This window comes from Mycobacterium yunnanensis (assembly GCF_025823185.1).
Lineage (GTDB): Bacteria > Actinomycetota > Actinomycetes > Mycobacteriales > Mycobacteriaceae > Mycobacterium > Mycobacterium yunnanensis.
Window position 1 is genome coordinate 131,667 of the sequence record NZ_JACKVK010000001.1, and the last position, 19,656, is coordinate 151,322.

A 19,656-nucleotide genomic window follows, 5' to 3' on the forward strand; every position below is an offset into this window, starting at 1 on the left:
GTCGTGGAATCTCGTAGTTGGTCGAAAGCCCCATACCGCCGAGCCGTTGCTGGCAGCATGCAACACGTGACGGCAGCGGTCACCCCCAAGGGTGAGAGGCGACGGTACGCGCTGGTCAGCGCGGCCGCCGAGCTGTTGTGCGAGGGCGGCTTCGACGCGGTCCGGCACCGCGCCGTGGCCCGTCGAGCCGGTCTGCCACTGGCCTCCACGACCTACTACTTCTCCTCCCTCGACGACCTCGTCGAGCGGGCCGTCGAGTACGTCGGCATCCGAGACGCCGAGATCCTGGACTCCCGAGTCGCGGCTCTTCCGCGCCGCCGCCGTGGCGCCGAGTCGACCGCCGACGTCCTCGTCGACTTCCTGGTCGGCGACGGCCCCGACACCCGGGTCTCCGAGCAGTTGATCTCCCGCTACGAGCGCTACATCGCGTGCGCGCGCCAACCAGGTCTCCGCGACGTCCAGCGCCGCATCATGAAGCAGCGGACCGACGCCGTCGTCGAGGTGGTCGAGAGGTCGGGTCGGTCAGTGCGAGCCGAGCTGATGACCGCGTTGGTGTGTGCCGTCGACGGCGCGGTCGTGGCGTCCCTCGTCGGCGTCGGGGACGGTCCGAGGGCCGCCGCGCGCGCCACGCTCGTCGACGTCATCGACGTGCTGGCGCCCTTCGGCTGAGATAGTCGTGCGTGCTCGAGCATTTCCTGTAATGGTTGGACCTGCGATTCACAGCTGACTATCAGGGAGGCGTCATGGCGCAGACCACCGTGGAGAACCAGCCGGAACTCAAACGTGTGATGGGCCCCGGCCTGTTGCTGCTGTTCATCGTCGGAGACATCCTCGGCACCGGGGTCTACGCCCTGACCGGAGACGTCGCGGCCGAGGTGGGTGGTGCGGCGTGGCTGCCGTTCCTGGTGGCGTTCCTCATCGCGATGGTCACCGCATTCAGCTATCTGGAACTGGTCACCAAGTACCCGCAGGCCGCCGGGGCTGCGCTCTACGCGCACAAGGCGTTCGGCATTCACTTCGTGACGTTCCTGGTGGCGTTCATCGTGATGTGCTCCGGCATCACCTCGGCCGCCACGGCGTCGCGATTCTTCGCCTCCAACTTCTTCAAGGGCTTCGGCTTGGACTGGGGCACCGCCGGAATCGTCGCCGTGGCAATGCTCTTCATGCTGTTGGTCGCCGCGGTCAACCTGCGCGGCGTCGGCGAGAGCGTCAAGCTCAACGTGGTGCTGACGATCGTGGAGATCACCGGTCTGATGCTGGTGATCTTCGTCGGATTCTGGGCGTTCACCCAGGGCGGTGACGCCGTCGACTTCTCCCGCGTGGTCGCGTTCGACACTGCGGAGGACAAGAACGCGTTCCTCGCCGTCACGACCGCGACGTCGCTGGCCTTCTTCGCGATGGTGGGGTTCGAGGACTCGGTCAACATGGCCGAGGAGACCAAGGATCCGGTGCGCATCTTCCCGAAGATGCTGCTGACCGGGCTCGGCATCGCAGGCGTGGTCTACATCGTGGTCGCCGTCGTCGCCGTGGCCCTGGTGCCGGTGGGTGCGCTGGAAGCCAGCGAGACGCCGCTGGTCGAGGTGGTCAAGGCCGGGGCGCCCGGCCTGCCGATCGAGAAGATCCTGCCCTTCATCTCCATGTTCGCCGTGGCCAACACCGCTCTGATCAACATGCTGATGGCAAGCCGGTTGATCTACGGCATGGCCAAGCAGCACGTGCTGCCACCGGTGCTGGGTACCGTCCACCGCGCCCGACGCACGCCGTGGGTGGCGATCGTGTTCACCACCACCATCGCCTTCGCGTTGATCCTCTACGTCACGGCCTTCGCGAACGACAAGGCGATCTCGACACTCGGCGGCACGACCTCACTGTTGCTACTGGCGGTGTTCGCGGTGGTCAACATCGCGGTCTTGGTGTTGCGCAAGGACGTTCACGCCAGTGGGGCCGACGGTGCTCGCGCCCACTTCCGGACGCCGACCTGGCTGCCCTGGGTGGGCTTCGTCGCCTCGGCGTACCTGGTGCTGCCACTGTCGGGCCGGCCGCTGCAGCAATACGTCCTCGCGCTGGCCCTTGTCGCGCTCGGCATCGTCCTGTTCGGCGTCACGTTGGCGATCAACCGGGCGCTGGGCATTCGCGGCCCCGGCATCACCGACGTCGAAAAGCTGGACGCCGAACCCTAGACCGGGCGTGCCAGCAGCGGATTGCGCGGGCTGGCCACCACCTCGCCCGGCTCGGCACCGGGGATGAACTTGCGCCAATCGCCGCTCACCATGGTCGGGCTCGGCACCACGCGGACGCCGTCGGCGAAGTAGGTGTTGGCGAGCACCACGCGCGCGGCGGTGGTGCGGTTGGCGCCCGCAGTGTGGAAGCAGTTGGCCCCGTGGAAGCTGACCTCGCCCGCCGCGAAGGGCCCGTCCTCGACCTGAACCCCATGGGTACGAAGGATTTCCGAGACGCCACGGTCGTAGGAGGTGCCGTGCTTGTCGAACTCGAGGCCGTCGACCAGCTCCCCGACGTCGGCACCGCGGGCGAAGGCCAGCGGTCCCATCTCGCGCGGGGTGGGCTGCAGCGGAATCCACGCCGTCAACACCTTCGGTGAGTCCAGCGGAAAGTGGTGTGCGTCGTAGTGCCACGGAGTGCGTCCCGCGCCAGGCTCCTTCGACAACGCGTTGTCGTGATAGAGCCTGACCCGATCGGTGCCCAGCAGGGCCGCGCTGATGCCGCCGAGGCGCGGGGAGAGCACGGCGGCGCGCACCACGTCGTCGTCGAGCCACATCATCTCGCGACTTTGGAAGCCGACGTCGGCGTCGACGGCCTCGTCGAGCATGGCGCGCAACTTGATTCGTAGCCGCTCGACGGTTCCGGGGCTGAGCACGCCGGGCAGCTTGACGAACGCCTCGGTGCGAAAGCGCGCGATCTGCTCGTCGGTGATTGGGTAGGCCTTGGCCAGTTCGGCGGTGACCTCGTCGTCGGTCGGCAGCGGGCCGGGATCGTGGGCGGGCGGGTCGACGAGTGGTCCGTCGGGGACTGGGCCGTCGGCCAGCGACATGTACCAGTCCCACCACTGGTCGTTGCCGCGGTCCCATTCGACGGCGACGTCGGACGCGGTGCCTGCGGCGGTGGCCTCGGACAGGTGTGGGTTGCGAATCATGGCTGCTGCCAAGTGATCAGGTGGGCTTCGTGCTGGAATGCGTAGGCGCCGTCGGGCCCCCGACAGCCGCTGAGATAGCGGCCTAGCGCGTCGCTGGCCTCCATCTGTTCGAGGGTCACGGTGTCGTCGAACGCGCAGCGTTGCAGGAAGCCTTCGGCGACGGTCCGGTCGGAGGTCCCGGTGCGGTAACTCAGCAACTGCACCTCGACCGGCGCCCCGGCGTCGCGCAGGGCGGCCGCCACCCCTTCGGCGTCGGTGTACGGCGTGGCGTCCGGTGCGAACGACTCCCGATAGGCGTCGTAGAAAGTCAGATAGTGCGACCGCGACGACGCCTGCGCGACCACCCCGAAGCCGCCGGGGCGAAGGGACGCAACCATCTTCGCCACCCCTGCGGCGAGTTCGGCGGGTGGCAGGGCGTACAGCGCGTGGGTGGCCCACGCCACGTCGTAACCGGACCCGGAGAAGTCCTGAAGCAGCACTTCGTGTTCGCCCGCCGCGACGAACGGCGGTGCGAGCGTCGACCTGGCCTCGGCGATGCTGAACGCCGACGGGTCCAGCAGGTCGACCTCGATCACCGGGGCGGTGGCGAGGCCGCCGGCCAGCAGCGCGGTCGGGAACTTCCCACTGCCGCATGCGACGTCGAGCAGGCGCACCCGGCCGCCGACGGCGTGGCTGGCGAGGTCTGCGTTCCAGTCCCGCGCGGCGACGAGCTGCCGGTAGTCCTCGGTCGCGAGCGCGTAGAACGCCTCCATCTCCGCGCGCCCGGCCTCACTCCAATGCTCGAGGCTGCGCTGGGCGGTGTCGGGAGGAGTCATCGGACAAGCCAATCACGGATCTCGCTGACCGATTCTTACGCAACGATGTCGGCGTCGATCTTCGCGCGGTTTCCGCCCAATCCGCGGGGACACTGGCGGCAAATGACACTGATCGATGTGCCCGCGCCCCTCGTGGGCTTGCGGAAGAGCGTTCGAGAAGTGCCGGCCCTGCCGGCCCTGACCAACGAGCGGTACGCCCACACGCACGCGCGGTACGAGGCGGCCAGCGACCAGCGCCGCCGCCTTCGCGACTGGCTGGTCGCCGAGCTGCCACCGCTGCTGAGCGACTGCGACCCGGTGCGCGTCGTCGGCGTTGGCGTCGGCGACGGCAGCGTCGACGCACCGCTGGCAGGTGCGTTGGCGTCCGGCGGACGCCGAGTGCGCTACACCGGTGTCGAGCCGCATCCCCCGTCGGCCGCGGGGTTTGCTGCCCGGATGAACGCTCTCGACGTGCCGAGTCTCGTGCCGACGGTGGTGATCGGGGGCTTCGCCGACCACGACGCAGGCCATCCCGCCGATCTCGTGCACTTCGTGCATTCGCTGTACTACGTCGCGAACCTCTCGTCGGCCCTCGACCACGGGCTACGGATGCTGACGCCCGGTGGGCTCTTGCTGGCGGCCGTCGCGCCGCGGGAGCCGCTGTGCGTGCTGACGGAGATGCTGTGCCCGTGGGAAGGGCGGACGCCGTGGTTCGCCGAGGACGTCGAGGCAGACCTACGTCGGCGGGGGTTGTCCGTCGACGTCGAGACGATCGTCGGACACCTCGACCTCCGCGACGGGTTGAGCGATCCGCTGGGGCGCGGCGAGGACGTGCTCGACTTCCTGATCGGGGCGCGGTCGCGCGCACTGACGACCCCGGCGCGCGATCGACTGCTCGACTACCTTCGCGACGTCTCGCTGCCTGGCCGCCCGGGTGTGGTGCCCCACCCGGTGGACGTGATGGTGGCGCGCAAGTCCTGAATCATGAAGCGGCAGTCAGCTTTTCGAGTCGCGTCTGGAGCTGGGCGACGCGGTGGGAGTTGCCCGTCAGGCCCACGTAGCGGTCGCCGTAGCGGGCCAGCAGCGCGTCGTCGAGGCGGCGCACCGCGCCGGCCGGGTAGCGGTAGTCCATCTTCGCGTTGACCGCGTCGGTGTCCAGGCCGCCGAGCAACTCGTCGAGCTCGTCGAGTGAATCGACGCCCAACTCCAGCAGCAGCCCCGAGATCCACGCGTAGTGCTCGGTGCGGGACCAGCCTGCGTCGGGGAAGCGGTTGCCGAGGTAGGTGGCCAGCACCGGAGTGCCGATGCGGGGGTCGTCGGATTGCTCCGAGCGCGCCGCGGGCGGCGAACTCTTCAGACGCTCCCTGATGGCGGAGAATTCACGGTCGGCCAACTCGAGAAGACCTGCGGCGAGGGTGAATCGACGGTCCAGGTCGGGGGCGTCCTCCTCGGGAATGGAACCCTTGTAGCGTATGTCGTGCTCGAACTCCGCCCACGCGTGCTGAAGGACCGTCCGCACCTGAATCGACGCGGGCTGCTGCTCACCCTCGACGGCGACCAGGAGATGCCGGCTGGCGTACCCCCATCGGCCCTCGCGGGCCGTCTCCTGTCCCATGTCGCGGTCGTCGAGCAGCTGCATCTCCTCGGCAAGCAGGTTGGCGACGGTGGTCACGTCGTCGCGTAGGAACGTGATGATCCGCAGACCGATCTGGTCGGTGAGCTCGGAGAGCGGGTCGGTGTAGAGGCGTCGGCCGTCGACGCTGCGGTCGGCCTTCTCGGCGAACGACGCGACCGACTTGGTGCGCGCGGTGACGTCGAGGTAGTTGATGCCGGCGTCGTCGAGCAGTGTGGTTACCAGGTGCAGGTAGCGGTCGGTCGCGCCGATCAACGCGGGCCGGCGGGCGGCGAACTCCGTGATGGCGTCGCGCACGGCACCCGGAGTCGCCTCCCGCGGTGCCGGGGTCAGGTCGGGCGGCAGCGTCGGAGTGATGGTGGCGCCGGTCTCCGCGTCACCGTAGATCGTCACGTCTCGGGGTCGGCGGGTGGCGAACAGGGCGACGTAGGCGCACACCACCGCGTCGACGGGATCCTCCGCGCGGCGCAGCTCGCTCTTGCGTTCGGCGGTCTCCACGAGGTGTCGAAGGGCTTTCCACCCGTCGTCGTCGGCGACCCGCAACGGCGGCGTCGCGTGCGCGAGCGTCTCGATCAGGTCCAACAGCCGTAGCAATTCAGACCGCAGCTGCGCGACGCTGCGGCCGGGCTTGGCCTTGTACTTCAGCGTGCGGCCCAGCCGGAACAGCGCCACGGTCGCCGGGTGCGGGTAGACCTCGATGGCCCGCCGCGTCGACGCGGAGTACGGGTCGATGTCGAGGTCGAGCGCGGCGGCGAGGCGGGCCGCGCGTGGAGTGCCGGCGAATTCGGGTTTGCCGGTGTTGGTGGGATGGGCGCCTGCCTCGAACTTCGCGAAGTCGCGGTTGAGCGCCGATTCACTGGGCCGCTGACCGGTGGGGTTGTTCACCACCAGCGGGGCGTCGAAGGCCACCAGGCAGTCGTCCTGCACGTAGGGCCCGATCGCCGCCCGAATGCTGGCGTCGTCCTGTGCCACCCCGACGTAGACCAGGCGGCCGTCGTCGTCGACGACCGCGACACCCGAGGGCTTGCGCTCACCCCACGCGAGGTCCACGCCGACGAAGTACATCGGTCTAGCTTGCCTCAGCCGGGTCGTAAGCTGTGTATCCGTGACGATTCCGAATGTCCTGGCCAACCGGTACGCCAGCGCCGACATGGTGGCCATCTGGTCGCCGGAGGCCAAGATCGTCGCGGAGCGCCGGCTGTGGATCGCCGTCCTCCGCGCCCAGGTCGAGCTCGGCGTGTCGGTCCCCGACGGCGTCGTCGAGGACTACGAGCGCGTCGTGGAACAGGTCGACCTGGCCTCGATCACCGAGCGCGAACGCGTCACCCGCCACGACGTCAAGGCACGCATCGAGGAGTTCAATGCGCTGGCCGGTCACGAGCACGTGCACAAGGGCATGACCAGCCGCGACCTGACCGAGAACGTCGAGCAGCTGCAGATCCGCCGCTCGCTGCAACTCGTCCACGCCCACGGCATCGCCGTCGTCGCGCGCCTTGCCGAGCGCGCCGAGCTCTACCGTGACGTGGTGATGGCGGGGCGGTCGCACAACGTGGCGGCCCAGGCGACGACGCTGGGCAAGCGGTTTGCCTCGGCGGCCGAGGAGATGCTGATCGCGCTGACCCGGCTGAGCGAGTTGGTCGACCGGTATCCGCTGCGCGGCATCAAGGGACCGATGGGCACCGCACAGGACATGCTCGACTTGCTCGACGGCGATACGGCGGGGTTGGCGGCGCTGGAGCAGCGGGTGGCCGAATACCTTGGCTTTGCGACGACGTTGACCAGTGTCGGGCAGATCTACCCGCGCTCGCTGGACCACGACGTGCTCTCGGCGCTCGTGCAGCTCGGGGCGGGACCGTCGTCACTGGCGCACACGATCCGGCTGATGGCGGGCAACGAGCTGGTCACCGAGGGCTTCGCACCGGGGCAGGTCGGCTCGTCGGCCATGCCGCACAAGATGAACAGCCGGTCCTGTGAGCGGGTCAACGGCCTGCAGGTGGTGCTCCGCGGTTACGGGTCGATGGCCGCCGAGCTCGCGGGTGCGCAGTGGAACGAGGGCGACGTCTTCTGTTCGGTGGTGCGGCGCGTCGCGCTGCCCGACGCGTTCTTCGCCCTCGACGGTCAGATCGAGACGTTCCTGACCGTGCTCGACGAATTCGGCGCGTACCCGGCCGTCATCCAGCGCGAGCTGGACCGCTACCTGCCGTTCCTGGCCACCACCCGCATCCTGATCGCCGCCGTCCGTGCCGGCGTCGGACGCGAAACGGCACACGAGGTCATCAAGGAGCACGCCGTCGCGGTTGCACTGGCGATGCGCGAGAAGGGTTCGGAGCCGGACCTTCTCGACCGGTTGGCCGCCGACCCGCGGCTGCCGCTGGACCGGGCGGCGCTCGATGCCGCGCTGGCGGACAAGGAGGCGTTCACCGGGGCGGCCGGCGCGCAGGTCGACGCGGTGGTCGCCGCGGTGGAGGAGCTGGTGAGCCGCTATCCCGACGCGGCGGCGTACACCTCGGGCGCCATCCTGTGAGCTTGGCGGCGGTGGACTTCACCGACCTGGACAACTTCGCGGCGGGTTTCCCGCACGAACTGTTCGCGGTGCACCGTCGCGAGGCTCCCGTCTTCTGGCACGAGCCCACCGAGCACACGCCCGACGGCGAGGGATTCTGGTCGGTCGCCACGCACGCCGAAACCCTTGCCGTGCTTCGTGATCCGGAGTCATTCTCCTCGGTGACCGGCGGCGCACGGCCCTACGGCGGCACGCTCCTGCAGGATCTTCCGATCGCCGGCCAGGTGCTCAACATGATGGACGACCCACGGCACGCGCAGATCCGGCGGCTGGTCAGCTCCGGTCTGACCCCGCGGATGATCGGCCGCGTGGAAGACGATCTGCGGTCGCGGACCCGCACGCTGCTCGACGCGGTGCAGCCGGGTGTGCCGTTCGACGTCGTCGTCGACGTGGCGGCCGAATTGCCCATGCAGATGATCTGCATCTTGCTGGGAGTGCCGGAATCCGAACGACATTGGCTGTTTCACGCCATCGAGCCGCAATTCGACCTGGGTCGCGAGGCGAGCGCTGACGACAGTGCGCGGATGTATGCCTACGGCGCGGAGTTGGTCGCCGCCAAGCGGGCCCAGCCGACCGACGACATGTTGTCGATCGTGGCCAACGACGAGACCTGCGCGCTCGGTGAGCTCGAGCTGTACCTGTTCTTCAGCCTGCTGTTCAGCGCCGGGGCGGAGACCACGCGCAACGCGATCGCGGGTGGGCTCCTGGCACTGATCGAGAACCCCGACCACATGGCCGTGCTGCGTGACGATTTGGAGTCACTGCCGACGGCGGTCGAGGAGATGGTCCGGTGGACGTCGCCGTCACCGTCGAAGCGGCGGACCGCCACGCGGGAGGTCACGCTCGGCGGGTGCGCGATCCAGGCCGGGCAGAAGGTGCAGATCTGGGAGGGCTCGGCCAACCGCGACGAGTTGGCCTTCGACGACCCGGATCTCTTCGACGTGGCCCGCAAGCCCAACCCGCACTTGGGTTTCGGGCAGGGCGCGCACTACTGCCTCGGTGCCAACCTGGCGCGGCTCGAGATGCGGGTGCTGTTCGAGGAACTGCTGGACCGGTTCGCGGCGGTGGAGTTGGCGGGCCCCGTCGAGTGGACGCGGAGCAATCGGCACACGGGCATCCGCTCCCTCCCCGTCGTGATTTGTGCACCCTAACCCGCGACTGCCGCGGGTTAGGGTGCACGAATCGCTCGGCGGACCTCCTCGACGACCCTGTCTGGATGCTCGGTCAAGTCAAGCCATGTGAACCTGAGGACGTGATAGCCCACTAGCGCGATCGCATTCTGCTTCGTTCGGTCGCGTTGGAAGGCCTCGGAGTCGCTGTGGAACGCGAATCCGTCGATCTCGATGGCCACCTTTGGGCCGCGAAACAGCACATCCACCTCGTAGCCGGCTACGCGTTGATTGGCCTTCCAGCCGGTGATCTTCGCTAAATTGAGTAGGCGTGCGGCGAGGCGTTCTGCCTCGGACCGCGCTCCGTCATCGGCCGCTCGGAGGAGTCGGCGCGCCGCCGGCGAACCGTGGCGGCCCTTGTTGCGGAGGTGAGTCGTCCACAGCGCCGGCAGATGGGTGCGTCGTTGGAGTGCCTGATCGAGGATCTTCGGGCCGCCCCCGCGGCGCACGGCGGCCTCCACCACCGTCATCGGTAGAGCCGTCACGCGCAAGCCTCGGGACTCGAACACGTCGGAGGGTGCAAGGTCTCGGCGTCTGAGTCGAACTCCCGGTCGAGACCTGTGATTGCTGGCGCGGGGAACCGTCACCTCGACCGTTCCCGGCGCGAACTGGGTGAGCTCCAGCCACCAGGCCGCTGCAAGTCCACTGGCGACGGCTCGCTCGCCGTTGCTCCAGACCGCGGCACGAATGCGCGCGGCGTCGGTGAACGGACGGTCGTCGACGAAGTAGACACCGCGTGCGCAGCGTCGCCAACGACCTGACCGCACACGTCTCTCGACCGCGTCCTGGCTCAGCCCAGCGTCCCGGGCCTGGCCCAGTGTGATGACACCGTCGTGGCAGCGCAACAGTTCGTCGAGCACCAAGGGTTTGACTCGCCAGCCCCCGACTGGGTTCCCTGACGCGATTTGTGCACACGCACCCGCGATGAGCGCGGGTGTGTGCACACAAATCGCGGGGTGGGCCTACTTGCGGCGGATGCCCGAGGAGCGCAGCTCCAGGTTGGCCAGGCCGCGGATGGCGATCGCGTCGTCGCGACGCCACGCTCCGACGGGGTCGATGCTCACGGCCGCGAGCTTGGCCAGCGGGCGGTTGGCCAGCGCCCGTAGCGCCAGGAGTTGCTCGCCGGCGGGGGTCGCCGCGAGCGTGATGGCCGTCCACTTGCGGCGGAAGAAGCGGATGCGCAGCACCAGCCACGGCAACGCCACGAACAAGATCGGCGGCGCCGCGACCGCCAAGCCCAGCACGACGGCCAACCAGCTCGCGGTGGTGTCGAGGCTGTGGCCGGCGCCGGCGATGTCGAGCGCTGCCCGGCTCGCCGCGCGCAGCGGCTTGCTCAGCGCGCTGCCGACCAGCGGAAAGTCGTCGGTGCTGTCGCCCGCGGAGTTCAAGTTCTCCGAGACCCCGGTCGCTCCGTCGTTGACCTGCCTGCCCACCTCGGCGATGGTGTTCACCGCGGAGTGCACGGCGAGGCCGACCAGAACCCAGAGCACGGTCCACACCACGACGACCGCGTCACTGGTCAACTGGGCGAGCAGCCGGCCGGGGGTGGTGGCGTACGGCACGTAGCGAGAGCTCATGGGTGTGATCCCAGCACAGATGGACCGATAGTCTTGCCCGATGCGCCCAGCTCTGTCCGACTACCAACATCTGGCCAGCGGCAAGGTTCGCGAGTTGTATCGCATCGACGCCGACCATCTGCTGTTCGTGGCAAGCGACCGAATCTCGGCCTACGACTTCATCCTCGACAGCGAGATTCCCGACAAGGGCCGCATCCTCACCGCGATGAGCGTGTTCTTCTTCGACCTGCTGGACACTCCCAACCACCTGGCCGGCCCGCCCGACGACGAGCGCATCCCGGCCGAGGTGCTCGGGCGGGCGTTGGTGGTCAAGCAGCTGGAGATGATGCCCGTGGAGTGCGTCGCCCGCGGCTATCTCACCGGATCCGGCATCGTCGACTACCGCGCAACCGGCAAGGTCTGCGGCATCGACCTGCCCGCCGGCCTGACCGAGGCCAGCAAGTTCACCGAACCGATCTTCACCCCCGCCACCAAGGCCGATCTCGGCAGCCACGACGAGAACGTCAGCTTCGAGGCGGTCGTCGAGGTGGTCGGCGCCGAGCGTGCCGCCCAGCTGCGGGATCTGACGCTCGACATCTACCGTGAGGCCGCCGACCACGCCCTGAGCAAGGGCATCATCATTGCCGACACCAAGTTCGAGTTCGGGGTGGACGAGGACGGCCAGATGGTCCTCGCCGACGAAGTCTTCACCCCGGACTCGTCGCGATACTGGCGCGCGGACTCCTATGAGGAGGGCGTGGTGCAGGCCAGCTTCGACAAGCAGTTCGTGCGCAACTGGCTGACCGGGCCCGACTCGGGCTGGGATCGCCACGGCGAGGCGCCGCCGCCACCCCTTCCGGCCGAGATCGTCGAGGCCACCAGGGCCCGTTACATCGAGGCATACGAACGCATTTCCGGGTTGAACTTCGCTGACTGGATCGGAGCCAAATGAGCGGCACACCGCCGATTGCCAAGCGCGTCGAGCACCGCCGCGAGCATCACGGCGACGTCTTCGTGGACTACTACGAGTGGCTGCGCGACAAGGCCGATCCGGAGGTCGTCGACTACCTAAAGGCCGAGAACGCCTACACCGATCAGCAGACCGAGTATCTGGAGCCGTTGCGCCAGAAGATCTTCGACGAGATCAAGGCTCGTACCAAGGAGACCGACCTGTCGGTGCCGACGCGCCGCGGTGCGTGGTGGTACTACGGGCGCAGTGTCGAAGGAAAGCAGTACGGCATCCATTGCCGCTGCCCCGTCAGCGATCTCGACGACTGGACGCCGCCGCAGCTCGACGAGAACGAGCCGGTGCCAGGCGAGCAGATACTGCTCGACGAGAACGTCGAAGCCGAGGGCCACGACTTCTTCTCCCTCGGCGCGGCGTCGATCACGATCGACGGCCGCACCCTCGCCTTTTCGGTCGACGTGGTCGGTGACGAGCGATTCACGTTGCGCTTCAAGGACTTGCGTACCGGTGAGCTGTACGACGACGTCATCTCCGGTATCGGCGCAGGGGCGACGTGGGCTGCGGACGATCGCACCGTGTACTACACGACGGTCGACGACGCCTGGCGTCCGGACACGGTGTGGCGACACCGCCTTGGTGCCGGTCTGCCCGCGACCAAGGTCTTCCACGAGCCCGACGAGCGGTTCTGGGTCGGGGTCGGTCGCAGTCGCAGCGACAAGTACCTGTTCATCGCCGCGGGCAGCGCGGTCACCTCCGAGGTGTTCTACGGCGACGCGGCCGACGGGGAAACCGACTTCGTCTCGATCCTGCCCCGCCGCGACGCCGTGGAGTACTCCGTCGAGCACGCCGTCGTCGGCGGACAGGACCGCTTCCTGATCCTGCACAACGACGGCGCCGAGAACTTCACGTTGGTCGAGGCGCCGGTCGACGACCCGACGGCGTTCCGTACGTTGGTCGAGCACCGGGCCGACGTCCGCCTCGACGCGGTCGACGCGTTCGAGCGCCACCTCGTCGTCAGCTACCGAAGTGACGCACTGCCGCGAATTCAGTTGTGGCCCATCGACGAAGACGGCACGTACGGCGCCCCTGAGGAGATCACCTTCGAGACGGAGTTGACGTCGTCGGGCCTGTCCGGGAACCCGAACTGGTCTGCGCCGGTACTTCGGGTCGGGACGACGTCGTTCATCGTGCCCGTACGCGTCTACGACGTCGACCTGGCGACGGGTGAACGCACGCTGCTGCGCGAGCAGACGGTCCTCGGCGACTACCGCCCCGACGAGTACGTCGAGCGGCGGGACTGGGCCCTGGCTCCCGACGGCACTCGGATCCCGCTGTCCATCATTCACCGTGCGGGCCTGACGGTTCCGGCTCCCACGCTGCTGTACGGCTACGGTGCCTACGAATCCTGCGAGGATCCGCGGTTCTCCATCGCGCGGCTGTCGCTTCTGGACCGCGGCATGGTATTCGCCATCGCCCACGTCCGCGGCGGCGGCGAGATGGGCAGGCCGTGGTACGAGCACGGCAAGATGCTCGAGAAGAAGAACACCTTCGTCGACTTCGTCTCCGCCGGAGCGCATCTGGTCGGCACCGACGTGACCACGCCCGAGAACCTGGTGGCGATGGGCGGCAGCGCCGGCGGCCTTCTGATGGGTGCGGTCGCGAACATGGCCCCGGAACTGTTCGCGGGAATCCTGGCCCAGGTGCCCTTCGTCGACGCGCTCACCACGATCCTGGATCCGTCACTGCCGCTGACGGTCACCGAGTGGGATGAGTGGGGCAACCCCTTGGCCGACGAAGACGTCTACCACTACATGAAGTCCTACACCCCGTATGAAAACGTGGAGGCGAAGGACTACCCGGCGATCCTGGCCATGACATCGCTCAACGACACCAGGGTGTACTACGTCGAACCGGCGAAATGGGTTGCCGCGCTGCGGCACAGCAAGACCGACGATCACCCCCTGCTGTTGAAGACCGAGATGAGCGCCGGTCACGGCGGGATCAGCGGGCGCTACGAACGCTGGAAGGAAGCGGCGTTCATGTACGCCTGGGTGCTTGCCACCGCCGACCGTGACCACTACGGCGCCGGCCGGTAGCGTCACGCCCATGAGCCTCGACGACATCCCGCTGACCACCCTCGACGGTAGGCCCATGACACTGGCCGACTTGGCCGACGGCCCGGTGCTCGTCGTGAACGTGGCCTCCAAGTGCGGTCTGACGCCGCAGTACACCGCCCTCGAGCAATTGGCGCAGGACTACCGCGACCGCGGCCTGACGGTGCTCGGGGTGCCGTGCAACCAGTTCATGGGCCAGGAACCGGGCACCGCCGAGGAGATCCAGGACTTCTGCTCCAGCACCTACGGCGTGACCTTTCCACTCCTTGCCAAGACCGACGTCAACGGCGCCGACCGGCACCCGCTGTACGCGGTGCTGACCGAGACGCCCGACGCCGACGGGGAGGCCGGTGACGTGCAGTGGAACTTCGAGAAGTTCCTCGTGGGGCCGGGCGGTGACGTCGTCAACCGGTTCCGGCCGCGCACCGCACCCGACGCCCCCGAGGTCATCAGCGCCATCGAGGCCGTGCTGCCGAGGTAACACCAAGACGTCAACTCCCACGCAGGCGGAGGACACCTTCTGCACACCTGGCGTTGCGACACTGCATAGCGTGGCTGGCGAACTGATCGTCTCGATCTCCGGGATCACCGACCGCACATTGGGCAGCGCGGCCGCCTTCCGCGACGAACTCGCCAGCCGTTCCGTGCCGGCGTCCCTGCTGGTGGCACCGCGGCAGAAGGGCGGCTACCGGCTCGACCAGGACGCGGCCACCGTGGAGTGGCTGACCTGCCGCCGAGCCGAGGGCGACGCAATCGTCCTGCACGGCTACGACGAGGCCGCCACCAAGAAGCGGCGCGGGGAATTCGCGACGCTGCAGGCCCACGAGGCCAACCTGAGATTGACCGGGGCAGACCGGGTGCTCGAACATCTGGGCTTGCGGACCAGGCTGTTCGCAGCGCCAGGGTGGACGGTCTCACAGGGCGTACTGACCGCGCTGCCTCGCAACGGCTTCCGTCTGGTCGCCGAGCTGGGCGGTGTCACCGACCTGGTGCGTGGGACGACGTCGAGGGCCAGGGTCGTCGGCATCGGGGAAGGCTTCCTGACCGAGACGTGGTGGTGCCGCACGCTCGTGCTCTCGGCCGAGCGGACCGCGCGACGCGAGGGCACCGTCCGCCTCGCGGTCGCCGCGGGGCAGCTGCGTCGACCGGCTTCGCGGCAGGCCATGCTCGACGCCGTCGACCTGGCACTGCTGCATCGCTGCGTCCCCGCGGTGTACCGCTGGGCGCTGAAGGCGGTGTCGACGGACGTGCCGGACGCCGCGTGAGCGGTGACGGCTAACGTGGCGTCATGGCCGATGTCGACGTCATCGTGGTCGGAGCCGGGCTCGCCGGTTTGGTCGCCGCGTGTGAAGTGCTGGACAAGGGCCGTTCGGTCCTGATCGTCGACCAGGAGAACGCCGCCAACCTGGGCGGCCAGGCCTTCTGGTCCTTCGGAGGGTTGTTCTACGTGAACAGCCCGCAACAACGGCGGCTGGGTATCCGGGACAGCCACGAGCTGGCCTTGCAGGACTGGCTGGGCACCGCCGGATTCGATCGGCCCGAGGACTACTGGCCGCGGCAGTGGGCCCATGCCTACGTCGACTTCGCCGCCGGGGAGAAGCACAGCTGGTTGCGCGAGCGCGGGCTGAAGACCTTCGCCCTCGTCGGGTGGGCCGAGCGTGGCGGCTACGACGCCCGCGGACATGGCAATTCGGTGCCCCGGTTCCACATCGCCTGGGGCACGGGCCCGGCGATCGTCGAAATCTTCGCCCGTCGTCTGCTCGCGGCCGGCGCCAAGGTGCGATTCGCCTACCGTCACAGGGTCGACGACTTGATCGTCGAGGCAGGCGCCGTCACCGGGGTCCGCGGCGCGGTGTTGGAACCGTCGACCGCAGCCCGCGGCGTCGCGTCGTCACGAAATACCGTCGGAGAGTTCGAGTTCCGAGCACCTGCGGTGATCGTGGCCAGCGGCGGCATCGGCGGAAACCACGATCTGGTCCGCAAGAATTGGCCGGCTCGGATGGGCCGCGTGCCCAGTCAACTGCTCAGCGGCGTACCTGCCCACGTCGACGGGCGAATGCTCGGCATCACCGAGGCCGCCGGCGCGAACTTCGTCAACCGCGACCGAATGTGGCACTACACCGAAGGTGTCACCAACTACGACCCGGTCTGGGACCGCCACGGCATTCGCATCCTGCCGGGACCGTCGTCGATCTGGCTCGACGCGACCGGGCGGCGGTTGCCGGCACCGCTGTATCCCGGTTTCGACACGCTCGGCACGCTGGAGTACATCGCCAAGACCGGCCACGACTACACGTGGTTCGTCCTCAACGCACGGATCATCGAGAAGGAGTTCGGGCTTTCCGGGCAGGAGCAGAACCCCGACCTGACCGGACGAAGTGTGCGGCAGGTACTCGGCCGGGTCAGGCCCGGCGCGCCAGGGCCCGTGCAGCGTTTCGTCGACCGCGGCGTCGACTTCGTCTCTGCGACCACGCTGCGGGATTTGGTGGCGAAGATGAACGACGTGCCCGACGTCGAACGCCTCGACGTCGACGTCGTCGAAGCAGAGGTCACCGCCCGCGACCGCGAAGTCGCCAACCGCTACACCAAGGACAGTCAGGTGACGGCCATCCGTGGAGCGCGCAATTACGTGCCCGATCGCGTGAGCCGCGTCGTCGCGCCGCACCGGATCACCGACCCGAAGGCCGGCCCCCTGATCGCGGTCAAGCTGCACATCTTGACTCGAAAGTCGTTGGGAGGGTTGGAGACCGACCTCGATTCCCGGGTTCTCAAGGCCGACGGAACGGCCTTCGACGGCCTGTATGCGGCCGGCGAGGCTGCCGGCTTCGGCGGTGGCGGTGTGCACGGGTACCGGTCGCTAGAAGGCACCTTCCTGGGTGGCTGCGTGTTCTCCGGTCGAGCGGCCGGCCGCGCCGCGGTGCGCGACATCGGCTGACACAGTTCAAATCCGGCTGATCGAAAGTCGGTCGGCCGAGCCGTGGGGTCAGTCCTGGGGAAAGCGTGCATCCAGTGCGTCGAGCAAGCGCCGAACGTCGGCGATCTTCTCGTGAAGGTTCGCCAGGGCTGGTGAAGCGGCCGTCGGATCGTCGGAACCCGCCGCACTTCGGCGTCGGCGCCGGCGTTCGGCCGCGGCGACGAGCCCCTCCAATTCGTCGAGCTCGTCGAGCAGCAACGCCGCGAACAGGCGCGATTGTGCGACGTCAGCGGGGTAGGTGGGCCGGGTGCCGCTGCGGGTGGGTGCGTCGACGATGCGAGCCGTTGCCGCGGTGCCGCCGTGCAACGCGAAGTAGCCAGAGTGCACCGCCTGCAGTGGGCTGGCCTCGCGCCGAGCGGACGTGGCGCGCGATGATCGGGACGGCATGCGGGAATACTGGCCGCTCGAGGCGTTCACAGCGACTGCTCAGCCGCGCGGAAGGTCGATCGTCGTGGTGACCGAGACCATCTGGGGCGCGCTCGGCGCAGACGAGAAGCCGAACCGGACGGGCGGGTCGAGCGGTGCGAGCCCGTCGAGATCCACGCCGCGGAACGAGCCGGTGATCGCGGCGATGCGCCTGCTGCGTCGCACCCGTAGTACTCGCGCCGCCCGTTTCCCGCGCTACCGGCCGTACGAACTCCCGGAATGAGCCGCGCGGCAACGGGATCGACGATGCGCAACCAGGCCGGTGCGGTTGCCAGGCGGCCCGGCACCAGGCGCAACAGCCCGTCGAACTGCGCCGGGCCGCCCAGCCGGGCGTCGACGCCAAGCCCGGGTGCGGTGACGGAGAAGCCGTCGGCCCGATGGTCGACGTCGACCGATCCGATCTCGATCGAGTCGAATTCGTAAGTGGCCGAGACGAACTCGGCGACCTGGTCCGACGGCGCCAGCAGCGTGCGTCGGCCGTCGGCGGTCTCCACCATCACGTCGGCGAAGCGGCCGAAGGGCGAGCGCAGCCACGACCCGACCACCATGCGGACACCCGAGCCAGTACCGATGCCGGCGATGTGGCCGGTGAAGGTCAGCCTCCTGAAAGAACCCACCTAGATCTCGGTGCCGTTCTCCTCCTCCAGCACGCGGAAGTCGGCATCGGTCATGTCCGCCAGGCGGCCGTAGTAGACGCCGCGGGCCTCCTTGGCGACGACGGCCTGATGAATCGGCACGGCGCGGGTCGGGGCCACCGCCCGCAAGTAGTCCACCGCCTCGGAGAGCTTCATCCAGGGCGCGGCAGCGGGAGTGGCGAGCACCTCGACGGGCTCGCCGGGTGCGAAGAGGGCGTCACCGGGGTGCATCAGCCGGGCGGGGTGGCCTTCGTCACCGAGGAGGTAGGAGATGTTGTCGATCTGCGGGATCTCCGGGTGGATGACCGCGTGCGTGCCGCCGACACCCCGGACTGCCAGATGGCCGACGGTGAACGCGTCACCGGCGTGTACGGCCGTCCACGCGCTGCCTAGTTGAGCGGCGGTCATGGGGTCGGCGTACAGCGCGGCCTGCGGATTGGCCTCGATCAGTGCAGGTAGGCGATCTGAGTCGACGTGATCGGGGTGCTGATGGGTGATGAGGATCGCCGAGAGCCCCGTGATTCCTTCGAAGCCGTGGGAGAACGTGCCGGGGTCGAAGAGCACGCTGGTGTCGGAATCGCCCTCCCGAAAGCTCGCCAGGAGGCAGGAGTGGCCGAAGTGGGTCAGTTGCATGGCTCCATTGTGGCCCGGTACCTGCCGGTAGAGTGAGCGCCGAGCAATCCACCTCGTAGAAGTAGAACAGGAGCCGCGCGTGGCCCGCGTCGTAGTGCACGTGATGCCCAAAACGGTGATCCTCGACCCCCAGGGTCAGGCCATCGTCGGCGCTCTGGGCCGCCTCGGCGTGTCGGGCGTCTCGGACGTTCGACAGGGCAAGCGGTTCGAGTTGGAGGTCGACGACGGCGTGAGTGACGAGACGCTCTCCGAGATCGCCGAGTCACTGCTCGCCAACACCGTGATCGAGGACTGGACCGTCACCCGGGAGGATGCGTGAGCGCCAAGGTCGGGGTCGTCACATTCCCCGGGACGCTCGACGACGTCGACGCCGTTCGCGCCGTCCGGTTGGCCGGCGCGGAAGCGGTGAACCTCTGGCACGCCGACGCCGATCTGAAGGGCGTCGACGCCGTCGTGGTGCCCGGCGGGTTCTCCTACGGTGACTATCTGCGGTGCGGTGCCATCGCCAAGTTCGCGCCCGTGATGGGTGAGGTCGTCGAGGCAGCCGGGGGCGGGATGCCGGTCCTGGGCATCTGCAACGGCTTCCAGGTGCTGTGCGAGGCGGGTCTGCTGCCCGGCGCGTTGACGAGGAACGCCGGTTTGCACTTCGTGTGTCGCGACGTGTGGCTGGAAGTGGCATCCAATTCGTCGGCGTGGACCACACGTTACGACCAGGGCGCCGACCTACTGGTGCCGCTGAAGTCCGGCGAGGGCCGATTCGTGGCGTCCGACGACGTGCTCGACGAGCTTGAGGGCGAGGGGCGCGTCGTCTTCCGCTACCGGGAGAACATGAACGGGTCGTTGCGCAACATCGCCGGCATCAGCTCGGCCAACGGTCGCGTCGTAGGCCTCATGCCGCACCCGGAGCACGCGACGGAGGCGCTGACCGGTCCGTCCGACGACGGATTGGGCATCTTCTACTCCGCATTGGACGCAGTTCTCACGGCGTGACGTGCGGCGGCAGCCAATCTTCAGGCCAAGGGATTCCGCATTCGAGAGCGT

20 protein-coding genes are annotated in these 19,656 nt (G+C 68.4%); 12 read left to right on the forward strand and 8 right to left on the reverse strand.

Going from position 1 to position 19,656, the window contains the following annotated elements:
• Positions 1 to 57: 57 nt before the first annotated feature.
• Positions 58 to 669 carry a TetR/AcrR family transcriptional regulator gene (locus H7K45_RS00670; RefSeq protein ID WP_263993774.1) on the forward strand — a complete coding sequence of 204 codons (612 nt, stop codon included), beginning with the start codon at positions 58 to 60 and terminating at the stop codon, positions 667 to 669.
• A gap of 74 nt (positions 670 to 743) precedes the next feature.
• Complete coding sequence (locus tag H7K45_RS00675) at positions 744 to 2,180, forward strand: APC family permease (RefSeq protein ID WP_263993775.1); 1,437 nt, start codon at positions 744 to 746, stop codon at positions 2,178 to 2,180.
• Here the strand turns inward: H7K45_RS00675 and H7K45_RS00680 are convergent.
• Positions 2,177 to 3,151 carry a phytanoyl-CoA dioxygenase family protein gene (locus tag H7K45_RS00680; protein WP_263993776.1) on the reverse strand — a complete coding sequence of 325 codons (975 nt, stop codon included), beginning with the start codon at positions 3,149 to 3,151 and terminating at the stop codon, positions 2,177 to 2,179. The two genes, H7K45_RS00675 and H7K45_RS00680, sit on opposite strands and share 4 nt — an antisense overlap.
• Positions 3,148 to 3,966, reverse strand: a complete 819-nt coding sequence (locus H7K45_RS00685; protein ID WP_263993777.1) for a class I SAM-dependent methyltransferase — start codon at positions 3,964 to 3,966, stop codon at positions 3,148 to 3,150. The genes H7K45_RS00680 and H7K45_RS00685 overlap by 4 nt, the downstream gene beginning before the upstream one ends.
• A gap of 102 nt (positions 3,967 to 4,068) precedes the next feature.
• On the opposite strand from H7K45_RS00685, the gene H7K45_RS00690 reads away from it, so the two are divergent.
• Positions 4,069 to 4,926 (forward strand): methyltransferase, encoded by an 858-nt coding sequence (locus H7K45_RS00690; protein WP_263993778.1) that lies wholly within the window; start codon positions 4,069 to 4,071, stop codon positions 4,924 to 4,926.
• Between the two features lies 1 nt (position 4,927).
• Here H7K45_RS00690 and relZ read toward each other — a convergent pair whose 3' ends face one another.
• The gene (gene relZ, locus H7K45_RS00695; protein ID WP_263993779.1) at positions 4,928 to 6,643 is read right to left on the reverse strand and encodes a bifunctional ribonuclease/(p)ppGpp synthase; all 1,716 of its coding nucleotides are present in this window, start codon (positions 6,641 to 6,643) and stop codon (positions 4,928 to 4,930) included.
• Positions 6,644 to 6,683: 40 nt separating this feature from the next.
• On the opposite strand from relZ, the gene purB reads away from it, so the two are divergent.
• Both purB and H7K45_RS00705 read left to right on the forward strand, forming a co-directional pair.
• Entirely contained in the window at positions 6,684 to 8,102 is a 1,419-nt protein-coding gene (gene purB / locus H7K45_RS00700; RefSeq protein WP_263993780.1) for an adenylosuccinate lyase, read from the forward strand.
• The gene (locus H7K45_RS00705) at positions 8,099 to 9,292 is read left to right on the forward strand and encodes a cytochrome P450 (RefSeq protein ID WP_263993781.1); all 1,194 of its coding nucleotides are present in this window, start codon (positions 8,099 to 8,101) and stop codon (positions 9,290 to 9,292) included. Before purB ends, H7K45_RS00705 begins: the two co-directional genes overlap by 4 nt.
• 17 nt (positions 9,293 to 9,309) lie before the next feature.
• Here H7K45_RS00705 and H7K45_RS00710 read toward each other — a convergent pair whose 3' ends face one another.
• Together H7K45_RS00710 and H7K45_RS00715 are read right to left on the reverse strand one after the other, a co-directional pair.
• Positions 9,310 to 10,170 (reverse strand): PDDEXK-like endonuclease domain-containing protein, encoded by an 861-nt coding sequence (locus tag H7K45_RS00710; protein ID WP_263993782.1) that lies wholly within the window; start codon positions 10,168 to 10,170, stop codon positions 9,310 to 9,312.
• A 102-nt stretch (positions 10,171 to 10,272) separates the two neighbouring features.
• Positions 10,273 to 10,887, reverse strand: coding sequence for a hypothetical protein (locus H7K45_RS00715; protein ID WP_263993783.1), 615 nt, complete (start codon positions 10,885 to 10,887; stop codon positions 10,273 to 10,275).
• A 40-nt stretch (positions 10,888 to 10,927) separates the two neighbouring features.
• Between H7K45_RS00715 and H7K45_RS00720 the strand changes: the two genes are divergently transcribed.
• The 5 genes from H7K45_RS00720 (at position 10,928) to H7K45_RS00740 (ending at position 16,882) form a co-directional block, all read left to right on the forward strand.
• Positions 10,928 to 11,818, forward strand: coding sequence for a phosphoribosylaminoimidazolesuccinocarboxamide synthase (locus H7K45_RS00720; RefSeq protein WP_263993785.1), 891 nt, complete (start codon positions 10,928 to 10,930; stop codon positions 11,816 to 11,818).
• A complete protein-coding gene (locus H7K45_RS00725; RefSeq protein WP_263993788.1) occupies positions 11,815 to 13,929 on the forward strand; it encodes a S9 family peptidase in 2,115 nt (704 codons plus the stop codon). The genes H7K45_RS00720 and H7K45_RS00725 overlap by 4 nt, the downstream gene beginning before the upstream one ends.
• Before the next feature lie 10 nt (positions 13,930 to 13,939).
• Entirely contained in the window at positions 13,940 to 14,428 is a 489-nt protein-coding gene (locus H7K45_RS00730; protein ID WP_263993789.1) for a glutathione peroxidase, read from the forward strand.
• 70 nt (positions 14,429 to 14,498) lie between these two features.
• Positions 14,499 to 15,212, forward strand: coding sequence for a DUF2334 domain-containing protein (locus tag H7K45_RS00735; protein ID WP_372512474.1), 714 nt, complete (start codon positions 14,499 to 14,501; stop codon positions 15,210 to 15,212).
• Positions 15,213 to 15,235: 23 nt separating this feature from the next.
• Complete coding sequence (locus tag H7K45_RS00740; RefSeq protein ID WP_372512475.1) at positions 15,236 to 16,882, forward strand: FAD-binding dehydrogenase; 1,647 nt, start codon at positions 15,236 to 15,238, stop codon at positions 16,880 to 16,882.
• 48 nt (positions 16,883 to 16,930) lie between these two features.
• On the opposite strand, the gene H7K45_RS00745 is transcribed toward H7K45_RS00740, so the two are convergent.
• Genes H7K45_RS00745 through H7K45_RS00755 form a run of 3 tightly spaced genes read right to left on the reverse strand, consistent with a single transcriptional unit; the run spans position 16,931 to position 18,615 of the window.
• The gene (locus tag H7K45_RS00745; protein ID WP_263993790.1) at positions 16,931 to 17,308 is read right to left on the reverse strand and encodes a hypothetical protein; all 378 of its coding nucleotides are present in this window, start codon (positions 17,306 to 17,308) and stop codon (positions 16,931 to 16,933) included.
• A gap of 26 nt (positions 17,309 to 17,334) precedes the next feature.
• Positions 17,335 to 17,964: a hypothetical protein gene (locus H7K45_RS00750; RefSeq protein ID WP_263993791.1), complete on the reverse strand. Its 630-nt coding sequence runs from the start codon at positions 17,962 to 17,964 to the stop codon at positions 17,335 to 17,337.
• Positions 17,965 to 18,615: an MBL fold metallo-hydrolase gene (locus H7K45_RS00755; protein WP_263993792.1), complete on the reverse strand. Its 651-nt coding sequence runs from the start codon at positions 18,613 to 18,615 to the stop codon at positions 17,965 to 17,967.
• A 79-nt stretch (positions 18,616 to 18,694) separates the two neighbouring features.
• Between H7K45_RS00755 and purS the strand changes: the two genes are divergently transcribed.
• Both purS and purQ read left to right on the forward strand, forming a co-directional pair.
• Positions 18,695 to 18,934, forward strand: a complete 240-nt coding sequence (purS, locus tag H7K45_RS00760) for a phosphoribosylformylglycinamidine synthase subunit PurS (RefSeq protein WP_263993794.1) — start codon at positions 18,695 to 18,697, stop codon at positions 18,932 to 18,934.
• Entirely contained in the window at positions 18,931 to 19,605 is a 675-nt protein-coding gene (purQ, locus tag H7K45_RS00765; RefSeq protein ID WP_263993795.1) for a phosphoribosylformylglycinamidine synthase subunit PurQ, read from the forward strand. Before purS ends, purQ begins: the two co-directional genes overlap by 4 nt.
• Positions 19,606 to 19,656: the final 51 nt, after the last annotated feature.

Bases quoted from the DNA above. Each gene is read 5' to 3' on its own strand.
- H7K45_RS00715 (WP_263993783.1), bottom strand. From the start codon at position 10,887: ATGAGCTCTCGCTACGTGCCGTACGCCACCACCCCCGGCCGGCTGCTC.
- H7K45_RS00675 (WP_263993775.1), top strand. From the start codon at position 744: ATGGCGCAGACCACCGTGGAGAACCAGCCGGAACTCAAACGTGTGATG.
- H7K45_RS00755 (WP_263993792.1), bottom strand. From the start codon at position 18,615: ATGCAACTGACCCACTTCGGCCACTCCTGCCTCCTGGCGAGCTTTCGG.
- H7K45_RS00725 (WP_263993788.1), top strand. From the start codon at position 11,815: ATGAGCGGCACACCGCCGATTGCCAAGCGCGTCGAGCACCGCCGCGAG.
- H7K45_RS00730 (WP_263993789.1), top strand. From the start codon at position 13,940: ATGAGCCTCGACGACATCCCGCTGACCACCCTCGACGGTAGGCCCATG.
- H7K45_RS00680 (WP_263993776.1), bottom strand. From the start codon at position 3,151: ATGATTCGCAACCCACACCTGTCCGAGGCCACCGCCGCAGGCACCGCG.
- H7K45_RS00745 (WP_263993790.1), bottom strand. From the start codon at position 17,308: ATGCCGTCCCGATCATCGCGCGCCACGTCCGCTCGGCGCGAGGCCAGC.
- H7K45_RS00740 (WP_372512475.1), top strand. From the start codon at position 15,236: ATGGCCGATGTCGACGTCATCGTGGTCGGAGCCGGGCTCGCCGGTTTG.
- relZ (WP_263993779.1), bottom strand. From the start codon at position 6,643: ATGTACTTCGTCGGCGTGGACCTCGCGTGGGGTGAGCGCAAGCCCTCG.
- H7K45_RS00690 (WP_263993778.1), top strand. From the start codon at position 4,069: ATGACACTGATCGATGTGCCCGCGCCCCTCGTGGGCTTGCGGAAGAGC.
- H7K45_RS00685 (WP_263993777.1), bottom strand. From the start codon at position 3,966: ATGACTCCTCCCGACACCGCCCAGCGCAGCCTCGAGCATTGGAGTGAG.
- H7K45_RS00670 (WP_263993774.1), top strand. From the start codon at position 58: ATGCAACACGTGACGGCAGCGGTCACCCCCAAGGGTGAGAGGCGACGG.
- H7K45_RS00720 (WP_263993785.1), top strand. From the start codon at position 10,928: ATGCGCCCAGCTCTGTCCGACTACCAACATCTGGCCAGCGGCAAGGTT.